Consider the following 16,744-nt stretch of genomic DNA (forward strand, 5'->3'; position numbering starts at 1 on the left):
GGAAGGCATGGCGCCTTCCGAACACGGTCGAAGACGCTTCAGTGAGTGATGCGGGCTTGGGGCGCGTGGTTGATCTTCATGACAAGAGCGATTTTCGATCGACGTCAAATGTCGGGGTGGCTGTGGGGCTTTCAAGCCCGCGCAAAAAAATGGCCGCTTCCGCGGCCTCGCCAAGTGGCGAACAAGGACGGCGCAACATCAAGGGAGCGCCGCCGAACCAGACGTTGCCTGGAGGCTGAAGTCAAGCCGGCTGGGGTGTCGCGACGGTCGCGGCGGGGCGTGCTGCACAGTGACGGGCTATGAACTCCGCATGGCTGGGCATGACCTGTACGCACTTGCCCACCACCTGGCGCACGTTCTCCAAGTAGGCGAGCACCTCGGCCTCGTCCGGCTGGTCGGCGAAAGGATGGTGGCCGCGCGGCATCAGGCCCTGACCGACCATGACCTGCAGCCAGCTCGACTCGGCGAACAGCTCGTCGCTGCGGCGGTAGACGCGCCCGTTGGAGGCGAACAGCGCCATCTTGCGCGCAAGCCGCTCCGGCACCTCCATCTGGCGGCAGTAGTTCCAGAATGGGGAGTCGTCGCGCCGCGTGAGCTTGTAGTGCAGCACGAGGAAGTCGCGCACGTTCTCGAACTCCTCGCGGGTCAGGGCGTTGTACTCGTCGATGTCAGTGGCGTCGAAGCCGGCGTTCGGAAAAAACTCCAGGATGCGTGCGACCGCCATGTGGATGAGGTGGATGCTCGTGGACTCCAGCGGCTCCAGGAAGCCGCTGGACAACCCCACGGCGACGCAGTTGCCGATCCAGAAGCGCCCGGCGCGGCCGGTGCGAAAGCTCAGGTGGCGCGGCGCGGCAGTGGGCTTGCCGTCCAGCCCAGCCATCAGGATGGCCTCGGCGTCCTGGGCCTCCATGAAGCGGCTGCTGTAGACATGACCGTTGCCGGTGCGGTGCTGCAGCGGAATGCGCCACTGCCAGCCGGCCGAGTGCGCCGTGGAACGCGTCATGGGCAGCAGCGGGTCCATGCGCTCGCATGGCACGGCGATGGCGCGGTCGCAGGGTAGCCAATGCGACCAGTCCTCGTACCCGGCCTTGAGCGTTTGCCCAATGAGCAGCGCGCGCATGCCCGTGCAGTCGATGAAGAAATCGCCCGCGATGCGCTCGCCGCTCTCCATGCGCAAGGCCGCGATGTGGCCGTTCTCGTGCTGTTCCACGCTCGACACCTTGCCCTCGGTGCGACGCACGCCGCGCTGCTCCGCGTACTGGCGCAGGAAGCGCGCGTAAAGGCTGGCGTCGAAGTGGTAGGCGTGGGCGATCTCGGCCAGCGCAGAGCCCGGCATGTCCGGCCGCGCGCGCATGAAGCGGGCCTCGCGCGGTGCGGCCGTGTTGATCGAGTACTCGCCCAGCGGCCGGACCTTGCCCTGCCGGGCCATGCGCAGCCAGAACTGGTGGAAGGGCACCGTGTCCTCGGGCTGGCCGACACGGCCGAAGCCGTGGATGTAGCGCTCGCCGACCGCACCCCAGTTGACGAACTCGATGCCCATCTTGAACGAGCCCTGCGTGGCGCGCAGGAACTCATCCTCGTCGACGCCCAGGGCGCGATTGAACTCGGTCAGGTTGGGGATGGAGGCTTCCCCAACACCGATGATGCCGATCTCGTCCGACTCCACCAGCCGAATCTGCACGCTGCCGCCCAGCGCCTTGGCAAAGGCGGCAGCGCTCATCCAGCCGGCAGTGCCGCCGCCCACGACGACGAGGCTGCGCACGGCGTTCACGTTGCTCATCCGCGCATTAGAACTTGTAGGTCAGGCCCACTGTCGTGGTGCGACCGAAGTAGCGGATGTAGTTGGGCATCAGCTGCGTCTTGTCCGGCGCCTCGCCACCAAGAGACTTGTAGTTCATCGTTGGCTTGTCGTAGATATTGCCCACCTGCAGCGTCAGCCCCAGGCCCTTGAGGCTGCCTTCCTCGAACGCGTAGCCGATCTGCATGTCCGCCACCTTGTCGGCGGCCTGTTGCAGCGTCGTGTTGTTCAGGAAGATGTCGCGCGTGGTGGCCGTAAATGGCGAGCGGTAACGCTGGCTGAAGCGGGCCGAGAAGCCGTCGCGCTCGTAATAGAGCGTCACGCTGTTGGAGCGGCCCGACAGGCCGTTGAGGGGGACGTCGCGAGCAGTGCTGACGGTCGGGTCGGGATTCTGGTCCTTGATGGAGCTGCGCAGCTTGGAGGCACTGACGATGACGCCGAAGCCGTCCAGCGCCTTGGCGAGCAGCCCGCCTTCCAGCGCAGCGGCGAACTCGATGCCCTCCACCTTGCCACCAGTGCCGTTGCGCGGCTGGATCATGGGCGCGATGGGCTTGGGCGTGACCCCCGGGGGAGCCACTTGCGGGAATCCAGAAGCATCCACGGCTGTCAGCTGGTTGTAGATGTAGCTGAGCAGGTTCTTGCGGAAGCCGGCCAGCGACACGTAGCTACGCTTGCCGAAGTAGCGCTCCACCGACAGGTCGATACCCGCGGCGCGCCAGGGCTTGAGTTCGGGGTTGCCGGCGTAGGCCGTGGTCCATTCGCCAGCGTGTGGCGTACCAGCCGCATCGCCGTTGACGGCCGGCGTACTGGTGCCGGCGCGCATATCCACGATGTTGGGGCGCACGATGGACGTGGCCAGCCCCAGTCGGGCGATCCAGTTGTTGCGGAAGTCTGCCACCAGGTTGATGCTGGGCAGCACGTCGGTGTAGCTGGTACCGCCGGTGCGCTTGAACAGCAGGCTCTTGTCGGGCATCTCGTCGTTGCCGCGGTACTCCCAACCTTCGGAACTCTGGCTGGCGTGTACCACCTGCAGGCCCAGGTTGCCCCGCAGCGACAGCCCCCACAGATCAGTGTCGATGTCCAGCTTGCTGAACGCGGTGCGGACCTTCTCGCGCACGTTGGAGTTGTTGGCCACCCACTTGCTGAACTGGCCCTCCTCCAGCGTGATGGCGCCGCTGGCGACCAGCCCGGGAACATCCACGCGCAGCATCTGAGGGATGCCGGCCCAGCTCATGTCGAAGGGCTGCTGCACGACGCTGGTGGGGATGGAACGGATGAACTCGCCGTTGGCGTCTTTCTTCATCAGCAGCCGGTCTTCGTTCTTGGCCACGTCTTTGCCGCGCTCGGTGTAGTTCAGGCCCAGCGTCAGATGGCTGAAGAAGCCATCCAGCGAGCGTTCCAGCGAGATGCGGGCCGACTTGATCTCGTCCTTGACCTCCGGGTGGCGGATGGCGCCCAACCAGGCCTCGTTGGGCACCCAGTCCATACCGGCCACGTCGCCGAAGGCCATCTTGGCGGGGTTGGACAGCTGGTCGGCCAGCACGGGCGTGAAGGTCTGCGGGTCGCCGTTGGTCGGTACGTTCCAGCGGTAGGCGCCGTAGGTCCAGGCCTTGTTGGCGTAGTCGTAGCCGCCCCCATAGGCCTCGGCGTAGCGCTCGTTGCGCTTGTCGCGCGAATAGCTGAGATCGGTCACCGCCTTCCAGTTCTCGTTCAGCTTGAGGCTGGTATTCCATCCCAGCGCGACGATGTCGTCGGTGCGGCGCGTATCCATGCTGCCGACGTTGGCGACCAGTTGCGAGATCGTGGCACCGGTGGCGAAGGTGTTGTTGCCGATCTGCTCAGTGGTGATGTTGCTCATCGCTGGCGTGATGCCGGCGGACCAATTGCCAAAGAGGCTCTGCTGCCACTTGCCCGCGACCTCGTGCGTCTTGAACTTGGAGTAGTAGAGGTCCACCTGCGAATGCAGGTCGTCGCTGGGCTTGTATTCGACGACGGCCACCAGCCCGTCACGCAGGTTCTTCTTGGTGGCGGTCTGGGCGGTCCAGTACATGGGCAGCAAGGCCTGGCCGGTACCCACCTTGGACGGCGCGTTGCCCGTCAGCGGCAGGCCGTAGGGCGTGTAGTCGCCATACTCCACCAGTTCGGTCTGCTTGGTCTGCGAGGGCGAGTCCAGCCGCGCGAAGCCCACCGCCACGCCAAGCGTGCGGTTGGCGAACTGGTCGACGTAGGAGGCCGAGAATCGCATGCCGGTGGCGCCGGTGACGCCCGGCACCATGGTGCCGTTGGAGTTGCGCTCGCCGCGCAGGCTCACGACCACCTGGCGGCTGCCCAGGCTCAGCGGGCGCAGCGTCTGGATGTTGACCGTGCCGGACAGGCCCTGGCCCACCAGGCTGGCGTCGGGCGTCTTGTAGATGGTGGCCGCGTTGACCAGCTCGGCGGGGAACTGGTCGTATTCGACGGCACGGCTGTCGTTGGAGCTGACGATCTCGCGGCCGTTCAGCAGTACGCCTGAGAACTCGGGCGAGAGGCCGCGGATGGAGATCACGTTGACGCGGCCATCCGGACCGCGCTGGCCGGTCAGGCCGGGCAGGCGGGCGAGCGATTCGGCGATGCTGGCGTCAGGCAGCTTGCCGATGTCCTCAGCCGAGATGGCTTCGACGATGGAGTCGGAGTTGCGCTTGGTCGCCACCGAGGTTTCGAGGCTGAAGCGAATGCCCTTCACCACGACGGTTTCGAGCTGCTGCGTGTCCTTGTCCTTGGCGGCGGGGGCTGCGACCTGCGCGTGCGCGGCGGCGCTGGCGAACAACAGGCCGCTGGCGGCGGCCAGGGTTGTGAGGCGAAGGGCAGGGCGTGGCTGTCTCATTCACTTGTCTCCAGAGTTGTGATCTTGTCGTGTGTGGCTCGATGTCGAGCTGAAAGCGCTTTCAAGCATATGTCATTGGCAGCGCTTTCAACCTAGGCAACACCCTCGGTCGCGGCGGGGCGGCAACACAGATTGGTTGTGGCCCGGCTGTGGCCGCCGTCACTGCTTCGCCTCCCGGTATTGCTCCCGCCGGGGGGCGATGCAGGGAAGCGCTGCGCTCAGGGTTGTCCAGGGTTGAAAAGCGGTATTCCGATGAAAGTACTGAAAGCGCTTTCAAATCATGATGCTGCGCCCGCCGGAGGTCGGCCACATGGTTTACCCGGGCGGAACAACAGTCGCCCGCAGCGCACTCGATGGACGCCGCAGGCGGCCCGGTATCGTTCCTGCAGGAAGAGGCGAGCGCTCAGCGCTGCATGCGCCGGGTGCTCTCGCGCACAACCAGCTCGGGGCCGGGGAGCTGCGCTTTGGGCTGGCCGCCCCGCAACATCTCTAGCATGGCGGTCGCGGCCTCGACGCCGATCTCGTAGACCGACTGGCGCACCGTGGTCAACGGCGGCATGGCATAGCGCGCCATGATGAGATCGTCGAAGCCGACCAGGGACACGTCGTCCGGCACACGCAGGTTGCGCCGGTGAAGGCCCAGGCAGGCACCGATGGCCATCTGGTCGTTGGAGGCGAATAGCGCCGTGAAGTGCGCGTCCCGTTCCAGCAGCCGGGTGACCGACAGCATGCCGCCGGCCTCGGTGTAGTCGCTCTGCACGATGAGGTTGGGGTCGACGGCGATGCCGGCCGCAGCCAGCGCGTCGAAATAGCCGTTCTGACGCTCGACGGCATCGTCGTGCATCAGGTCGCCGGCGATGAACGCGATACGGCGGTGGCCCTGGTCGATCAGATGCTGGGTGGCCAGCCGCGCTCCCTCGCGGTTGTCGAAGCTGAAGCTGAACAGCTGCGGTCCGGCCAACTGGCGTCCCACGACCACGACGGGCAGGTTGTCCGACACCTTGGCCAGTTCCGCATCGGCGATGCGGCCCGCCAGCACGATGACGCCGTCGACACGGCGGGACAGCAGGGTTTCAATGGCCTTGCGCTCGTCGTCCTCGTGCCAGTTGCCCGATACGAACAGCGGTACGTAGCCGGCGCGTTCCAGTTCGCGCTCGATGCCCAGCAGCGCTTCACCGTAGAACGGGCTGGAAATGATCTGCGTGACGACCCCCACGCTGAGCGTGCGACCGCCCGCCAAGCCTCGGGCGACCGGGTTGGGCCGGAAGCCAAGCTCCTGGATGGCAGCCTGTACGGCATCCTTCTTGGCTTGGCTGACGGCGGCTGTACCGTTCAGGATGCGCGATACCGTGCTCGGCGACACGCCGGCCAACTCAGCCACCTGTTCCAGCGTGACGACGCCGTCCGGGCGGCTTGAAGGCGCTTTCTTGGCGGAGGGCGGAACGGGCGGCTTGGTCGACATGTCGGCGGCGAGGGGCAAGGCTGCGAGTGTAGGCGTGGCCCCGGCGTGGCGGCAGCGCGTATCAATCGGGGCTGAAAGCGCGTGCAGCGGCGGCCGTGTCCAGCGCCTCGCGCAGCAGCCGGATCCGGCCGCCCTCGGCCACGAGGCGCCCGGCATAGGTCTGCTTGTAGATCTTGCCGGTGGCGGCCACCTGTGCTTCGACGCTGTACTCGCCGAAGGCCTGGTCGGGCGTGTCGATGAAGATCTGTACGTCCTTGAAGCGGAAGTCTGGCACCTTGGCAAGCAGACCGTGGATCAGCGCCTCGATGGCGGCCGGACCCTGGGCGCGGGCCTGGACGGTGGGCAGTTCCAGCACGCCGTCTGCAGAGAACAGCGCGGCTGCTGCGGCAGGGTCGCGGATGCTGTCGAGATAGCGTTGCAGCAGTTGGGCGGGGATGTTCATGGCGGGCTCCTTCAGATCTGGGCGATGCCGCCATCGACGAACAGGTCGATGCCGGTGATGAAACCGGCGTCGTCTGACGCCAGAAAGACGGCTGCGGCGGCCACGTCGCGCGGCTGGCCGATGCGGCCGATGGGAATCTGGCCGGTCAGGTAGTCCAGCAGACCCTGCTGCTGGGCGGTGTCGGGACCGGCGAGCTCGGCCAGGCCGGGCGTGTGGATGGGGCCGGGCGACAGCGTGTTGACGCGGATGCCGCGGTCCTTCAGGTCCAACACCCAACTGCGGGCCAGGGCACGCACGGCGGCCTTGCTGGCCGAGTAGATGCTGAAGCTGGCCGTGCCCTTGAGTGCGGCGGTCGAGCCCGCCAGGATCACCGAGGCACCGGCGCTTAGCAGCGGCAGCGCCTGCTGCACCGTGAAGACGACGCCCTTGACGTTGCGGTCGAAGGTGTCGGCGTAGTGCTTCTCGGTGATGGCGCCGAGCGGCAGCATCGACCCGCCACCTGCGTTCGCGTAGAGCACGTCGATGCGGCCGTGGTCGGCTTGCACCCGAGCATAGAGGCGCTCCAGGTCGGCCGGCTTGGATGAGTCGGCCTGCACGCCGACAGCTCGCGGGCCGATGGCCAGGACTGCTGCGTCCAGTTCGGCCTGGCGCCGACCCGTGATGTAGACCAATGCGCCTTCGGCGGCGAAGGCTTGCGCCGCGGCGAAGCCGATGCCGCTGCTGCCGCCCGTGACGACGGCGATCTTGCCGTTGAGCTTGTTGCTGGTTCCCATCTGGTTTCTCCGGTTTGATGTGGACGTCGAAACTATGGTTTATTCATAGCTGTGAATAAATACGTAAAACTGAACATGTAAATTCATGCGTGTAGATAATGGGGCGTGGACCAACTACTTGCCCTGCGCGTGTTCGTGCGCATCGCCGAGGCCGGCGCCTTCTCCAAAGCGGCCGATGCGCTGGGCGTACCGCGTCCAACGGTGTCCAAGCTGATCAGCGATCTCGAGCGCCACCTGCAGGTCAAGCTGCTGCAGCGCACGACCCGGCGTGTCAGCGTGACGCCCGAGGGCGTTGCGTATTACGAGCGTGCCGTCCGCCTGCTGGGGGAACTGGACGAGATGGACGAGAGCGCCGGCAGCGCCCGCGTGCGGCCGCGAGGACGGCTGCGGGTGGACATCGGCTCATCGCTGGCCAACCTCATCCTGATCCCCGCCCTGCCGGCGTTTCGGGACCGCTACCCGGACATCCAGCTCGATCTGGGCGTCAACGATCGGCCGGTGGATCTGATTGGCGACGGTGTGGACTGTGTGATCCGCGGCGGCGAACTGGCCGACACATCGCTGGTGGCGCGGCGCATCGCCAGTCTGGACTATGTGACCTGCGCCAGCCCGGCCTACCTGGCCGCGCACGGCGTGCCCACCCAGCCGGCCGAGCTGCAGACACTGGCGCATACGGTCGCGGGCTATTTCTCGTCACTCAGCGGCAAGGCGTTCCCGCTGCATTTCCAGCGTGGCGAGGAGCAAGTCGTCGTGCAGGCGCCCTCGGGCGTCGCCGTCAACGAGAGCACGGCCCACCTCAGTGTGCTGCTGGCTGGTCTGGGCGTGGGCCAGACCTTCCGCTTCATGGTGGCGCCCCACCTGGCGAGCGGCGCGCTCGTGGCACTGTTGACCGACTGGACGCGCGCGCGCCATCCGATGCACCTGATCTACCCCAGTGGCAGGCATCTAAATGCCAAGCTGCGGGTGTTTGCGGACTGGGTGGCCGAGGTGTTCGCGCCCTTCGACGACCGCCGTAGCGGCTGAGGTTTCGCTGACGTTTGCCGTGGGAATTCGCCGTCCTGGCCGCCCCCACCCCCGGGCGCCCTAGGGTTTGTGCGGCTGGGGAGCGACGGCGCATGGACGCACAATCTTGAAAGCGCTTTCAAGATCATGCAGAACCCACTTTCCATCCCTCGACGTCATCTGCTCGCCGCCGCCCTGGGCGGCGCAGCTGGCGTGGGCGAGGCCAGGACGGAGCGGCCGCTGACGGTGGCGGCCTTTCCGCTCGTGGACGTCATCGCCAAGGACCTGCTCAAGGGCTGGAGCCAGCGCCACCCCGATATCCGCACCCAGGTCATCAGCCGCCAGTACGACGACCACCACACGGCCATGACGACGGCGTTGTCCACCTCGGGTCACTTGCCCGACGTCATCGCGCTGGAGACCAGCTATCTGGGCCGCTTCTCGCTGGGATCGGGTCTGGAGGATTTGTCGGCGCCAGCGTTCGGCGCGGAGCGCTTCCGGGACGGCTTCGTGCCCTTTGCGATCGACACGGCCCGCAACCGCCAGGGCGCCATCGTCGCCATGCCCAGCGATATCGGCCCCGGGTCGCTGTTCTATCGTGTGGACCTCCTGGCCCAGGCCGGCCTGACGGAGGCGGACCTGACGCGCTCGTGGGAGGGCTACGTCGAGGCCGGCATGCAGATCAAGGCCAGGACCGGCGCCTATCTGATTGGCGACGTACGCCTGCTCAAGGACATCATCGTGCGCGCCGGAACACCGCCGGGCGAGGGCCAGTTCTTCGACAACGAGGGGCGGGCGCAGGTCACCTCGCCGCGCTTCGTGCGCGCCTTCGAGCTGGCGCGCAAGGTGCGCCGCCAGGGCTTGGACGCGCGCGTGGAGGTGTGGTTCAACGATTGGGCCGAGATGCTCAAGCGCGGGCGACTCGCCACGGAGATCTCGGGTGGCTGGATGGCCGGCCAGATGGCCAACTGGGTGGCTCCTGGCACCGCCGGCAAGTGGCGCGTGGCCCAGTTGCCCGAGAACACCTTCTGCTCCTATGGCGGGACCTACTACGCCATCCCACGCCGCTCTGCGCCGGAACGCAAGCAACTGGCCTGGCAGCTCGTCCAGGAACTGACCCTGGACCGCCAGCGCCAGCTCGACGCCTTCCGCACGCAGGACGCTTTCCCGGCCCTGCTGGCGGCGCAGGACGACGCCTTCTTCGACCAGCCCGTGCCCTTCCTGGGTGGACAGCATGCCCGCGTCCTGTGGAGGGAGGCGGCGCGACGCATTCCCGCCGTCAAGATGCACAAGCAGCAGAAGTTCGCGGACGAGGTCGTCAACGCCGAGCTGGACAACGTGCTGGAGTACGGCAAGCCCATCCCCAAGGCCCTGGCGGACGCCCAGGCCCTGCTCGTCCACCGCGCGAACCGATGAGACTCCGCATCCCGAGCCGCTGGGCGCCCTACGTCCTGGTCAGCCCCTTCCTGATCCTGTTTGTCGTGTTCGGCCTGTTCCCGCTGCTGTTCTCGCTGTGGTTGGCGTTCCAGAGCTGGGAGCCGACCAGCGGACTGGACGCCATGCAGTTCGTCGGCCTGGACAACTTCGTCTTCGCACTGACCGACGGCTGGTTCTGGAAGTCCCTCTACAACACGCTTTGGCTGGCCATCATGTCGGGCGTGCCGCAGCACCTGGTTGCGCTGCCGCTGGCGGTGTTCCTGCATCAGGCGCTCGGTCGTTGGCGCGGCCTGTTCTCGGGCGCCTACTTCCTGCCTTACATCACGTCCACCGTTGCCATCGCGATGCTGTTCGGCTCGCTGTTCTCCACCGACTACGGGCTGGTCAACCAGGCGCTGCATGCGCTGTTCGGCACCGAGAACATCAACTGGATGCGTTCGCCGGAGGCCATCAAGCCGGCGGTCGCCATCGTCGTGTTCTGGCGCTACGTCGGCTTCAATCTCGTGCTGTATCTCGCCGCGCTGCAGACCATCCCGCACGACCTCTACCAGGCCGCCAAGCTCGACGGTGCCGGCCCCTGGCAGCAGTTCTGGCGCATCACGCTGCCTGGATTGCGACCCATGATCCTGTTTGGCGTGACGCTGTCCGTCATTGGTGGCCTGCAGCTCTTCGAGGAGCCCTTCATCCTGACCAACGGCAAGGGTGGCGCGGACCAGGCCGCGATGACCGTGGGCATCTACCTGTACCGGCTGGCCTTCGACTTCAGTGACTTCGGTGGGGCCAGTGCGCTGGCCTGGATCATGTTCGGCGTCATCGCTGCGCTCACCTGGCTCACCAACAAGGCGTTCGCGGAACGGCAGGTGAAGGCATGAACCGGACTTCCAAGCTCCTGGCCTATGCCATCGTCGTCGTTGGCGCGCTGATCATGCTGGCGCCGTTCTACTTCATGTTCGTGTTTGCGACGCAGTCGCGCACGGACATCTTCAACGTGCCGCCGCCGCTGTGGTTCAGCGGTGAGTTGCTCAACAACATCCAGGTGCTGACCACGCGGCTGCCGTTCTGGAAGAACGTCGGCTGGAGTCTCTACGTTGGCCTGATGTCCACGGCGCTGACGTTGCTGTTCTGCTCCATGGCCGGCTACGCCTTCGCGATGCTGGAGTTCCGCTTCAAGAAGCCGCTGTTCGCGCTGGTGCTGGGCACGCTGATGGTGCCCGCCTTCATGAACATGATCCCCACCTTCATGGTCATGGATGCGCTCGGCTGGATAGACACCCACCGCGCGCTGTACCTGCCGGGTGCGGCGAGCGCATTCGGCATCTTCCTGATGCGCCAGTTCGCGGCCTCCACGGTGCCGCGGGAGCTGCTCAGTGCCGCGCGTATCGATGGCGCCAGCGAGCTGGGCATCTACTGGCGTATCGCGCTGCCGCTGATGAAGCCGGCCCTGGGCACGCTGGGCCTCATCACCTTCATCAGTTCATGGAACAACTTCATGAACCCGCTCATCGTCATGCGCAGCGCCGAGAACTACACGCTGCCGCTGGCGTTGCGCAGCCTCTTCAGCACCACCAGCACGGAGTGGGGGGCGCTGATGGCCGGTTCGGCCATCGCGACGCTGCCCCTGCTGGTCCTCTTCGTCATCTCGTCGCGCCAGCTCATTGCGGGCCTGACCGCCGGCGCCGTCAAGTAAATGCCCATGTCCCAAAGCCCATTGCACCGCCAGTTCCCGCCCCACTTCGTCTGGGGTGTGGCCACCAGCAGCTTCCAGATCGAAGGCGCAGCCCACGCGGATGGCAAGGGCGAGTCAATCTGGGATCGCTTCTGCAAGCAGCCCGGCGCCATTGCCGACGCCAGCAACGGCGACATCGCCTGCGACCACTACCACCGCCTTGAGCAGGACCTTGACCTCATCGCGTCGCTGGGCGTCAATGCCTATCGCTTCTCCATCGCCTGGCCGCGCGTGCAGCCCCTCGGCCATGGCGGTTGGAACGGCAAGGGACTGGACTTCTACGAGCGCTTGGTGGACGGGCTGAGGCAGCGCGGCATCAAGGCCTGGGCCACGCTGAACCATTGGGACTTGCCGCAGGGCTTGCAGGAGCGTGGCGGCTGGAACGATCGAGACACCGTGCACCGCTTCGTCGACTACGCGCGCCACGTCCAGGCCCGCCTTGGCGACCGCATCGACGGCCTGACGACGCACAATGAACCCTGGGTCGTCGCCACGCTGGGCCATGACCATGGCAACTTCGCGCCAGGCATCAAGAGTCGCAAGATTGCCGCGCAGGTGTCGCACCACCTGCTGCTCAGCCACGGCCTTGCGCTGCAGGCGCTGCGCGCCGACGGCGCGAAGAGCCAACTGGGCATCGTGCTCAACCTGTCGTCGTGCGTGCCGGCCACGGCCATGCCGGAGGACATCGCGGCTGCCGCGATGGCCGATGCGCGCGGCCGGCGCTGGTATGCCGACCCCCTCTTCAAGGGCTGCTATCCCGAGGAGGTACTGGCCGAGCTGGGCGCCGACGCACCCGTCGTGGAGCCTGGCGACATGAGATCCATCGCCCAGCCGATGGACTACCTGGGCGTCAACTTCTACACCCGTACCGTGGTGTCGGCGAGCGGTGCTGACTGGGGCGCCAAGGAGCGCGGCCTGCCCGTCACCGACATGGACTGGGAGGTCTATCCGCAGGGACTGACCGATCTGCTGTGCCTGCTGCACCGCGACTACCCTGAGCTGCCCCCCGTCTACGTGACGGAGAACGGCGGTGCCTTCAGGGACCAGACCTTTGCCAACGGCCGAGTGCAGGATGACGACCGCATCGCCTATTTGCGCGGCCACATCGCCGCCGTGGCCAGTGCCATGCAGCAGGGCGTACCCATGGCCGGCTATATGGTCTGGAGCCTGATGGACAACTTCGAATGGGCCAGCGGCTATCTAAAGCGCTTCGGCATCGTGCATGTGGACTACAAGACGTTGGACCGCACGCCCAAGGCCAGCGCCGATTGGTACCGCGACTTCCTCCAGGCCTGGCGCGGCTGAGTCCACGACAACATCGACAACACAGGAGACATGCATGAACAAACCCACCCCCGCCCCCCACCCCTGGCGTGGCGCGCTGCCCGTCATCGCCGCCGTGCTGACCGCCTGCGGCGGCGGCGGCTCCGCCACAGCGGCTCCTACGCCTGCCCCTGCCCCGTCAAAGACCTGGACGCTGGTCTGGAGCGACGAGTTCAGTGGCGCCGCCGGCAGCGTGCCTGACAAGGCGGCCTGGAACTATGACCTTGGCAACGCCGAGAACAACGGCTGGGGCAACCACGAGTTCCAGTACTACACCGCCAACGCGCGCAACGCGCAGATGGACGGCGCCGGCATGTTGGTCATTACGGCCGAGAAGGCCAGCAACCCCGGCCCATGCTGGAACGGCAAGCCCTGCGAGTTCACCTCGGCCCGCATCCATACCAGCGGCAAGGTCGGCTTCACTTATGGCAAGGTCGAAGCACGCATGAAGCTGCCGGCCGGCCAGGGCATCTGGCCGGCCTTCTGGGCGCTGGGCACCGACCTCGCGGCGGTGGGCTGGCCCAAGTCCGGCGAGATCGACATCATGGAGTTTGTTGGCAAGACCCCCAGCACCACCTACGGTACGCTGCACGGCCCTGGCTACTCCGGCGCGCAGGGCATCGCCAAGCCGCGCGAGTTCGGCGCCCCGGTAGCCAGCGACTTTCACACCTACACCATTGTCAAGCGACCCAACGAGATCGTCTGGTACGTCGACGGTGTCGAGTTCCACCGCCTGACGCCTGCGCTACTGCCGGCCGGCGGCACCTGGGTGTTCGAGAAGCCGTTCTTCGTCATCCTCAACCTCGCGGTTGGTGGCGACTGGCCCGGTGCGCCCGACGCCACCACGCCGCTGCCGGCGCGCATGCTGGTGGACTGGGTGCGCATCTACAAGGAAGAGTGAACGCAGGGCCGCGATGCGCGGCCAAAAAAAAGCCCAACCCTTGCGGGCTGGGCCAAGGGTGCGCGTCGGGATCTGTGCGCACCCGGGAGGAACGCGGGGGGGGCCGTGCTCGTCGGGCCGGGGTGATGCCAATCGGCTGGCACACCGCCCGGCCTTCACCCAGCGGCTGACTGTCCTGGGTCCGGACTCAGAAGCTGTGGCGGATGCCGGCCACGAACTCGGTCAGGTTGCGATCGTTCGCGTCGGTCAAACCCACGGGGATGGTGCCGGCCGCACGGCTGACGTACCCTGCGCCATCGTTCTTGAAGCGGGTCAGCGAGCTGTACAGCGCGGTGCGCTTGGACAGGTCGTACTGGTAGCCAACGCCAAAGGCCTGGGTCTTGCCGTCGGCCAGTGCGCCGTCGTTCTTGCTTTCCACGTACTGGCCCTTGATCAGGTGCTGGCCCATCCGATAGCTCGCGCCCAGCCAGTAGCCCTTGCCGTCGCGGTCGGCGGCGCTGCGGTCATCGACCTGCATCACGCCGCCGTTGAGGCGAGCGTTGCCCCAGTCGTAGGCGGCGGCGGCCGACACCGTGCGCAGGTTGCGACCCAGCGCATCGGCCTTGTCGTCAACCAGCGACAGCATCGCGTCGAAACCGTGGCCTGTGTAGCGACCGTACAGATCCGCGACGCGGTTGCCCTTGGTGTCGCCTGCCACTTCGCCAAGCCCCCACAGCACGCCGGCACTGAAACCGCCGTAGTTGACACTCTCCAGCTTCACCGAGTTGTTGACCCGTGCCGGGCCGCCGTTGCCGGTGGCTGAGTTGTCACTGCCGCGAACCGGCTCGTAGCCGCCGAAGCCACCGATCACGGCCGTGCTGGCGCCGGTGCCGACGTTGGAGAACTGGCTGAACTCGTTGGTCAGCGTGTAGACGCTGCCGTACTGGCGGCCCAGCGATACAGAGCCGTAGGGCGTGCCCAGGCCTACGAAGGCCTGGCGGCCCCAGAAGCTGTTCTGGCCATAGCTGCCGTCATCGACATTGATGCCAGATTCCAGCGTGAAGAAAGCCTTCAGGCCACCGCCCAGGTCTTCGTTGCCGCGCAGGCCGAAGCGTGAGCCGGACAGGCCGCCGGACTGCACGCGGGTCTGGCGCGCCGCGCCGTCAAGCAACTGCACGTTGGCGTCCAGGGTGCCGTAGAGCGTCACCTGCGGGCTTGCGGACTGGGCGAAGGCGGCAGAGCTGGCGGCAAGGGCCAGGATGGAGAGGGCATAGGTCTTGTACTTCATGGTCTTGTCTTTCGATGGCTGTCGAGCCGCCGGTTGGCGGTCCCCGTGCGCCAGCGCCTTCTGGGCGCCCCGCACGACTGGACAGATCGGGCCTCGGGCCCGGGTCAAAAGACTGACCGGCAGGAATGGACTGTTGCGGATTCCGCCTCAATCGAGGTCTGCGCGGGCGCCAAAGTGTGCGCAAGCCGCGTGCTGGTGCCAGGTGTTGACACGGTGGATGCCGATAGCGCCGCATTGCTCGAGCCCGCGCGCCTTGCGGCGTGGGCTGCAGTAGTTCACACCTGACGCGTATTTCCGCTCCTGCCTCTGTCCTGGCTCCCCAAGAATGCGCCGCTTGACTAACGCTCAGGGATGGGGAAGTGAGCTGGTTCCAGAGGGCGTTGCATTTCATCAAGGTCACCGCGGTGTTCGCGGTCTGCTGGCTGATCGGTGCGCTGGTCGTTGCAGCGTTCACGGAACAGGGACCGCTACGCATGCCGTTGGCGACTGTTGCCGCCTTCCTGGCCTGCGTGGGCCTTTTCGCCGTGCAGCGCCCCCGACCCCGGCTGGGGCGGCCGGATGCAAGCCGCCCGGCCGGCACCTCGGCCGAGCCACGCCGCTCATCCGCAAGCGATGACGGCCATGCGGTGATCGCTGGCGCGGGTCTCGGTGCCCTGGGGGCGCTCAGTGCGCAGGCGTTCGCGTCGCCGACGCACGATGCCAGCCCTGCCTGGAACGACACCTTCGACAGCAATTCGTCGCTGCCGGTGATCAACCCCGCCACGGGCCTGCCCATGGTCGGTGACTCCATCGGCGGCGTCGACGTGGGCGGCAACCTGTACGGGACCCAGTCCAGCGACATGTTCGGCTCAGACCATGCCTTCGGGTCCGATACCTTCGCCTCGCATTCGTTCTCGTCCGATGACTTCAACTCGGGCATTTCTTCCGGCAGCAACTTGGACTCTTGGTGATCCCGAGCTCGTACTCCCGCCGGTCCCTGCATCACCCTTCCACAGGAGCTTCATCTTGAGCGCGGCGCCCACCTCGGCCGAGATCATCGGAAAAATCCAGCACGTCCAAGCAGACACCGCGGGCGTCATGGAGGCGGCCCGCTGGGTCGAATGGATCCTCGCGAACCGATTCCAGGCCGAAGGCACCGGCATCCATTCGCGTGTCAGCGCGGTCCAGCATCGGCTGGCCGGCGAACTGGTAGCCGATCTGCGCTACCTCGCGTCCGTGCGCAACGACTTTGCCCACAACCCGCTGGCCGAAGTGCGCCAGCCGGAACGCTTCGTCCAGACGGCGCAACGCGCCGTGCGCAGGCTGCTGGAGGCCCCCGCAGACCCGCAGCCGCCCCAGCGCCGGAGTGCCGTTGCCGCGCAATCCGGTCCTCGGATGCGCTTTGTCGTGGCGGTCGCGGGCTTCTGGGCCGTGGCCGCGATCGCGATGTGGCTGTATGGCCAGCTCCAGGCGCGCGACGAAGGCTCGACACACTTAGGCGACGCTCAGCCGGCCCGCGTCTTGGCGCCCCCGCCGATCGCGGATCACGCCCAACCCCGGCCCGCATCGCGCTCCGCGACACGCACTGCCGAGGCCGCAGCCCGGCCGGCGAGCACAGCGGCGCGCCACCGCCCCGCAACGGAGCCAGATGCGACGCAGAGCTTTGCCAAGCCCGAAGTGCCCATGGACGACGCGGGCCTTTCCACCGAGGAGCTGCGCAAGCTCAAGGCCAGCCTCTGACCCCGTTCCCCAACACCCGACGTTTGCCTTC

Annotated in this window: 14 protein-coding genes; 8 read left to right on the top strand and 6 right to left on the bottom strand. The window is 66.7% G+C overall.

Features of this window, described 5'->3' with window-relative positions:
• Positions 1–241 precede the first annotated feature (241 nt).
• From QM732_RS00270 to QM732_RS00290, 5 genes are all read right to left on the bottom strand, one after another.
• Positions 242–1,780, bottom strand: coding sequence for a tryptophan halogenase family protein (locus QM732_RS00270; protein ID WP_415654212.1), 1,539 nt, complete (start codon positions 1,778–1,780; stop codon positions 242–244).
• 7 nt (positions 1,781–1,787) lie between these two features.
• Positions 1,788–4,661, bottom strand: a complete 2,874-nt coding sequence (locus QM732_RS00275; RefSeq protein ID WP_415654213.1) for a TonB-dependent receptor — start codon at positions 4,659–4,661, stop codon at positions 1,788–1,790.
• Between the two features lie 403 nt (positions 4,662–5,064).
• On the bottom strand, positions 5,065–6,141 hold the full coding sequence (locus tag QM732_RS00280) for a LacI family DNA-binding transcriptional regulator (protein WP_415654214.1): 1,077 nt from the start codon (positions 6,139–6,141) through the stop codon (positions 5,065–5,067).
• Positions 6,142–6,184: 43 nt separating this feature from the next.
• Positions 6,185–6,565, bottom strand: coding sequence for a nuclear transport factor 2 family protein (locus QM732_RS00285; RefSeq protein WP_415654215.1), 381 nt, complete (start codon positions 6,563–6,565; stop codon positions 6,185–6,187).
• 11 nt (positions 6,566–6,576) lie between these two features.
• Positions 6,577–7,338, bottom strand: coding sequence for an SDR family NAD(P)-dependent oxidoreductase (locus QM732_RS00290; RefSeq protein WP_415654216.1), 762 nt, complete (start codon positions 7,336–7,338; stop codon positions 6,577–6,579).
• A 105-nt stretch (positions 7,339–7,443) separates the two neighbouring features.
• On the opposite strand from QM732_RS00290, the gene QM732_RS00295 reads away from it, so the two are divergent.
• The 6 genes from QM732_RS00295 to QM732_RS00320 all read left to right on the top strand — a co-directional run bounded on the left by QM732_RS00295 (position 7,444) and on the right by QM732_RS00320 (position 13,727).
• A complete protein-coding gene (locus QM732_RS00295) occupies positions 7,444–8,361 on the top strand; it encodes a LysR substrate-binding domain-containing protein (protein ID WP_415654217.1) in 918 nt (305 codons plus the stop codon).
• A 126-nt stretch (positions 8,362–8,487) separates the two neighbouring features.
• A complete protein-coding gene (locus tag QM732_RS00300) occupies positions 8,488–9,756 on the top strand; it encodes an ABC transporter substrate-binding protein (protein WP_415654218.1) in 1,269 nt (422 codons plus the stop codon).
• The gene (locus QM732_RS00305; RefSeq protein ID WP_415654219.1) at positions 9,753–10,649 is read left to right on the top strand and encodes a carbohydrate ABC transporter permease; all 897 of its coding nucleotides are present in this window, start codon (positions 9,753–9,755) and stop codon (positions 10,647–10,649) included. The genes QM732_RS00300 and QM732_RS00305 overlap by 4 nt, the downstream gene beginning before the upstream one ends.
• Positions 10,646–11,464: a carbohydrate ABC transporter permease gene (locus tag QM732_RS00310; protein ID WP_415654220.1), complete on the top strand. Its 819-nt coding sequence runs from the start codon at positions 10,646–10,648 to the stop codon at positions 11,462–11,464. Before QM732_RS00305 ends, QM732_RS00310 begins: the two co-directional genes overlap by 4 nt.
• 6 nt (positions 11,465–11,470) lie before the next feature.
• Positions 11,471–12,808, top strand: a complete 1,338-nt coding sequence (locus QM732_RS00315) for a GH1 family beta-glucosidase (RefSeq protein ID WP_415654221.1) — start codon at positions 11,471–11,473, stop codon at positions 12,806–12,808.
• 34 nt (positions 12,809–12,842) lie between these two features.
• Positions 12,843–13,727 (top strand): family 16 glycosylhydrolase, encoded by an 885-nt coding sequence (locus QM732_RS00320; protein WP_415654222.1) that lies wholly within the window; start codon positions 12,843–12,845, stop codon positions 13,725–13,727.
• 187 nt (positions 13,728–13,914) lie between these two features.
• On the opposite strand, the gene QM732_RS00325 is transcribed toward QM732_RS00320, so the two are convergent.
• The gene (locus QM732_RS00325; protein WP_415654223.1) at positions 13,915–14,994 is read right to left on the bottom strand and encodes a porin; all 1,080 of its coding nucleotides are present in this window, start codon (positions 14,992–14,994) and stop codon (positions 13,915–13,917) included.
• Positions 14,995–15,353: 359 nt separating this feature from the next.
• Here QM732_RS00325 and QM732_RS00330 point away from each other — a divergent pair, with 359 nt between their 5' ends.
• The gene (locus QM732_RS00330) at positions 15,354–15,944 is read left to right on the top strand and encodes a hypothetical protein (RefSeq protein ID WP_415654224.1); all 591 of its coding nucleotides are present in this window, start codon (positions 15,354–15,356) and stop codon (positions 15,942–15,944) included.
• A 55-nt stretch (positions 15,945–15,999) separates the two neighbouring features.
• On the top strand, positions 16,000–16,713 hold the full coding sequence (locus tag QM732_RS00335) for a hypothetical protein (RefSeq protein WP_415654225.1): 714 nt from the start codon (positions 16,000–16,002) through the stop codon (positions 16,711–16,713).
• Positions 16,714–16,744 lie beyond the last annotated feature (31 nt).

The sequence above is a fragment of the Roseateles sp. genome (assembly GCF_047654805.1).
Classification (GTDB): domain Bacteria; phylum Pseudomonadota; class Gammaproteobacteria; order Burkholderiales; family Burkholderiaceae_C; genus Pelomonas.

What these genes read in the sequence shown, in the direction of transcription:
- QM732_RS00270 (WP_415654212.1), bottom strand. Translation starts at nt 1,780, where the DNA reads ATGAGCAACGTGAACGCCGTGCGCAGCCTCGTCGTCGTGGGCGGCGGC.
- QM732_RS00275 (WP_415654213.1), bottom strand. Translation starts at nt 4,661, where the DNA reads ATGAGACAGCCACGCCCTGCCCTTCGCCTCACAACCCTGGCCGCCGCC.
- QM732_RS00285 (WP_415654215.1), bottom strand. Translation starts at nt 6,565, where the DNA reads ATGAACATCCCCGCCCAACTGCTGCAACGCTATCTCGACAGCATCCGC.
- QM732_RS00290 (WP_415654216.1), bottom strand. Translation starts at nt 7,338, where the DNA reads ATGGGAACCAGCAACAAGCTCAACGGCAAGATCGCCGTCGTCACGGGC.
- QM732_RS00300 (WP_415654218.1), top strand. Translation starts at nt 8,488, where the DNA reads ATGCAGAACCCACTTTCCATCCCTCGACGTCATCTGCTCGCCGCCGCC.
- QM732_RS00305 (WP_415654219.1), top strand. Translation starts at nt 9,753, where the DNA reads ATGAGACTCCGCATCCCGAGCCGCTGGGCGCCCTACGTCCTGGTCAGC.
- QM732_RS00310 (WP_415654220.1), top strand. Translation starts at nt 10,646, where the DNA reads ATGAACCGGACTTCCAAGCTCCTGGCCTATGCCATCGTCGTCGTTGGC.
- QM732_RS00315 (WP_415654221.1), top strand. Translation starts at nt 11,471, where the DNA reads ATGTCCCAAAGCCCATTGCACCGCCAGTTCCCGCCCCACTTCGTCTGG.
- QM732_RS00320 (WP_415654222.1), top strand. Translation starts at nt 12,843, where the DNA reads ATGAACAAACCCACCCCCGCCCCCCACCCCTGGCGTGGCGCGCTGCCC.
- QM732_RS00325 (WP_415654223.1), bottom strand. Translation starts at nt 14,994, where the DNA reads ATGAAGTACAAGACCTATGCCCTCTCCATCCTGGCCCTTGCCGCCAGC.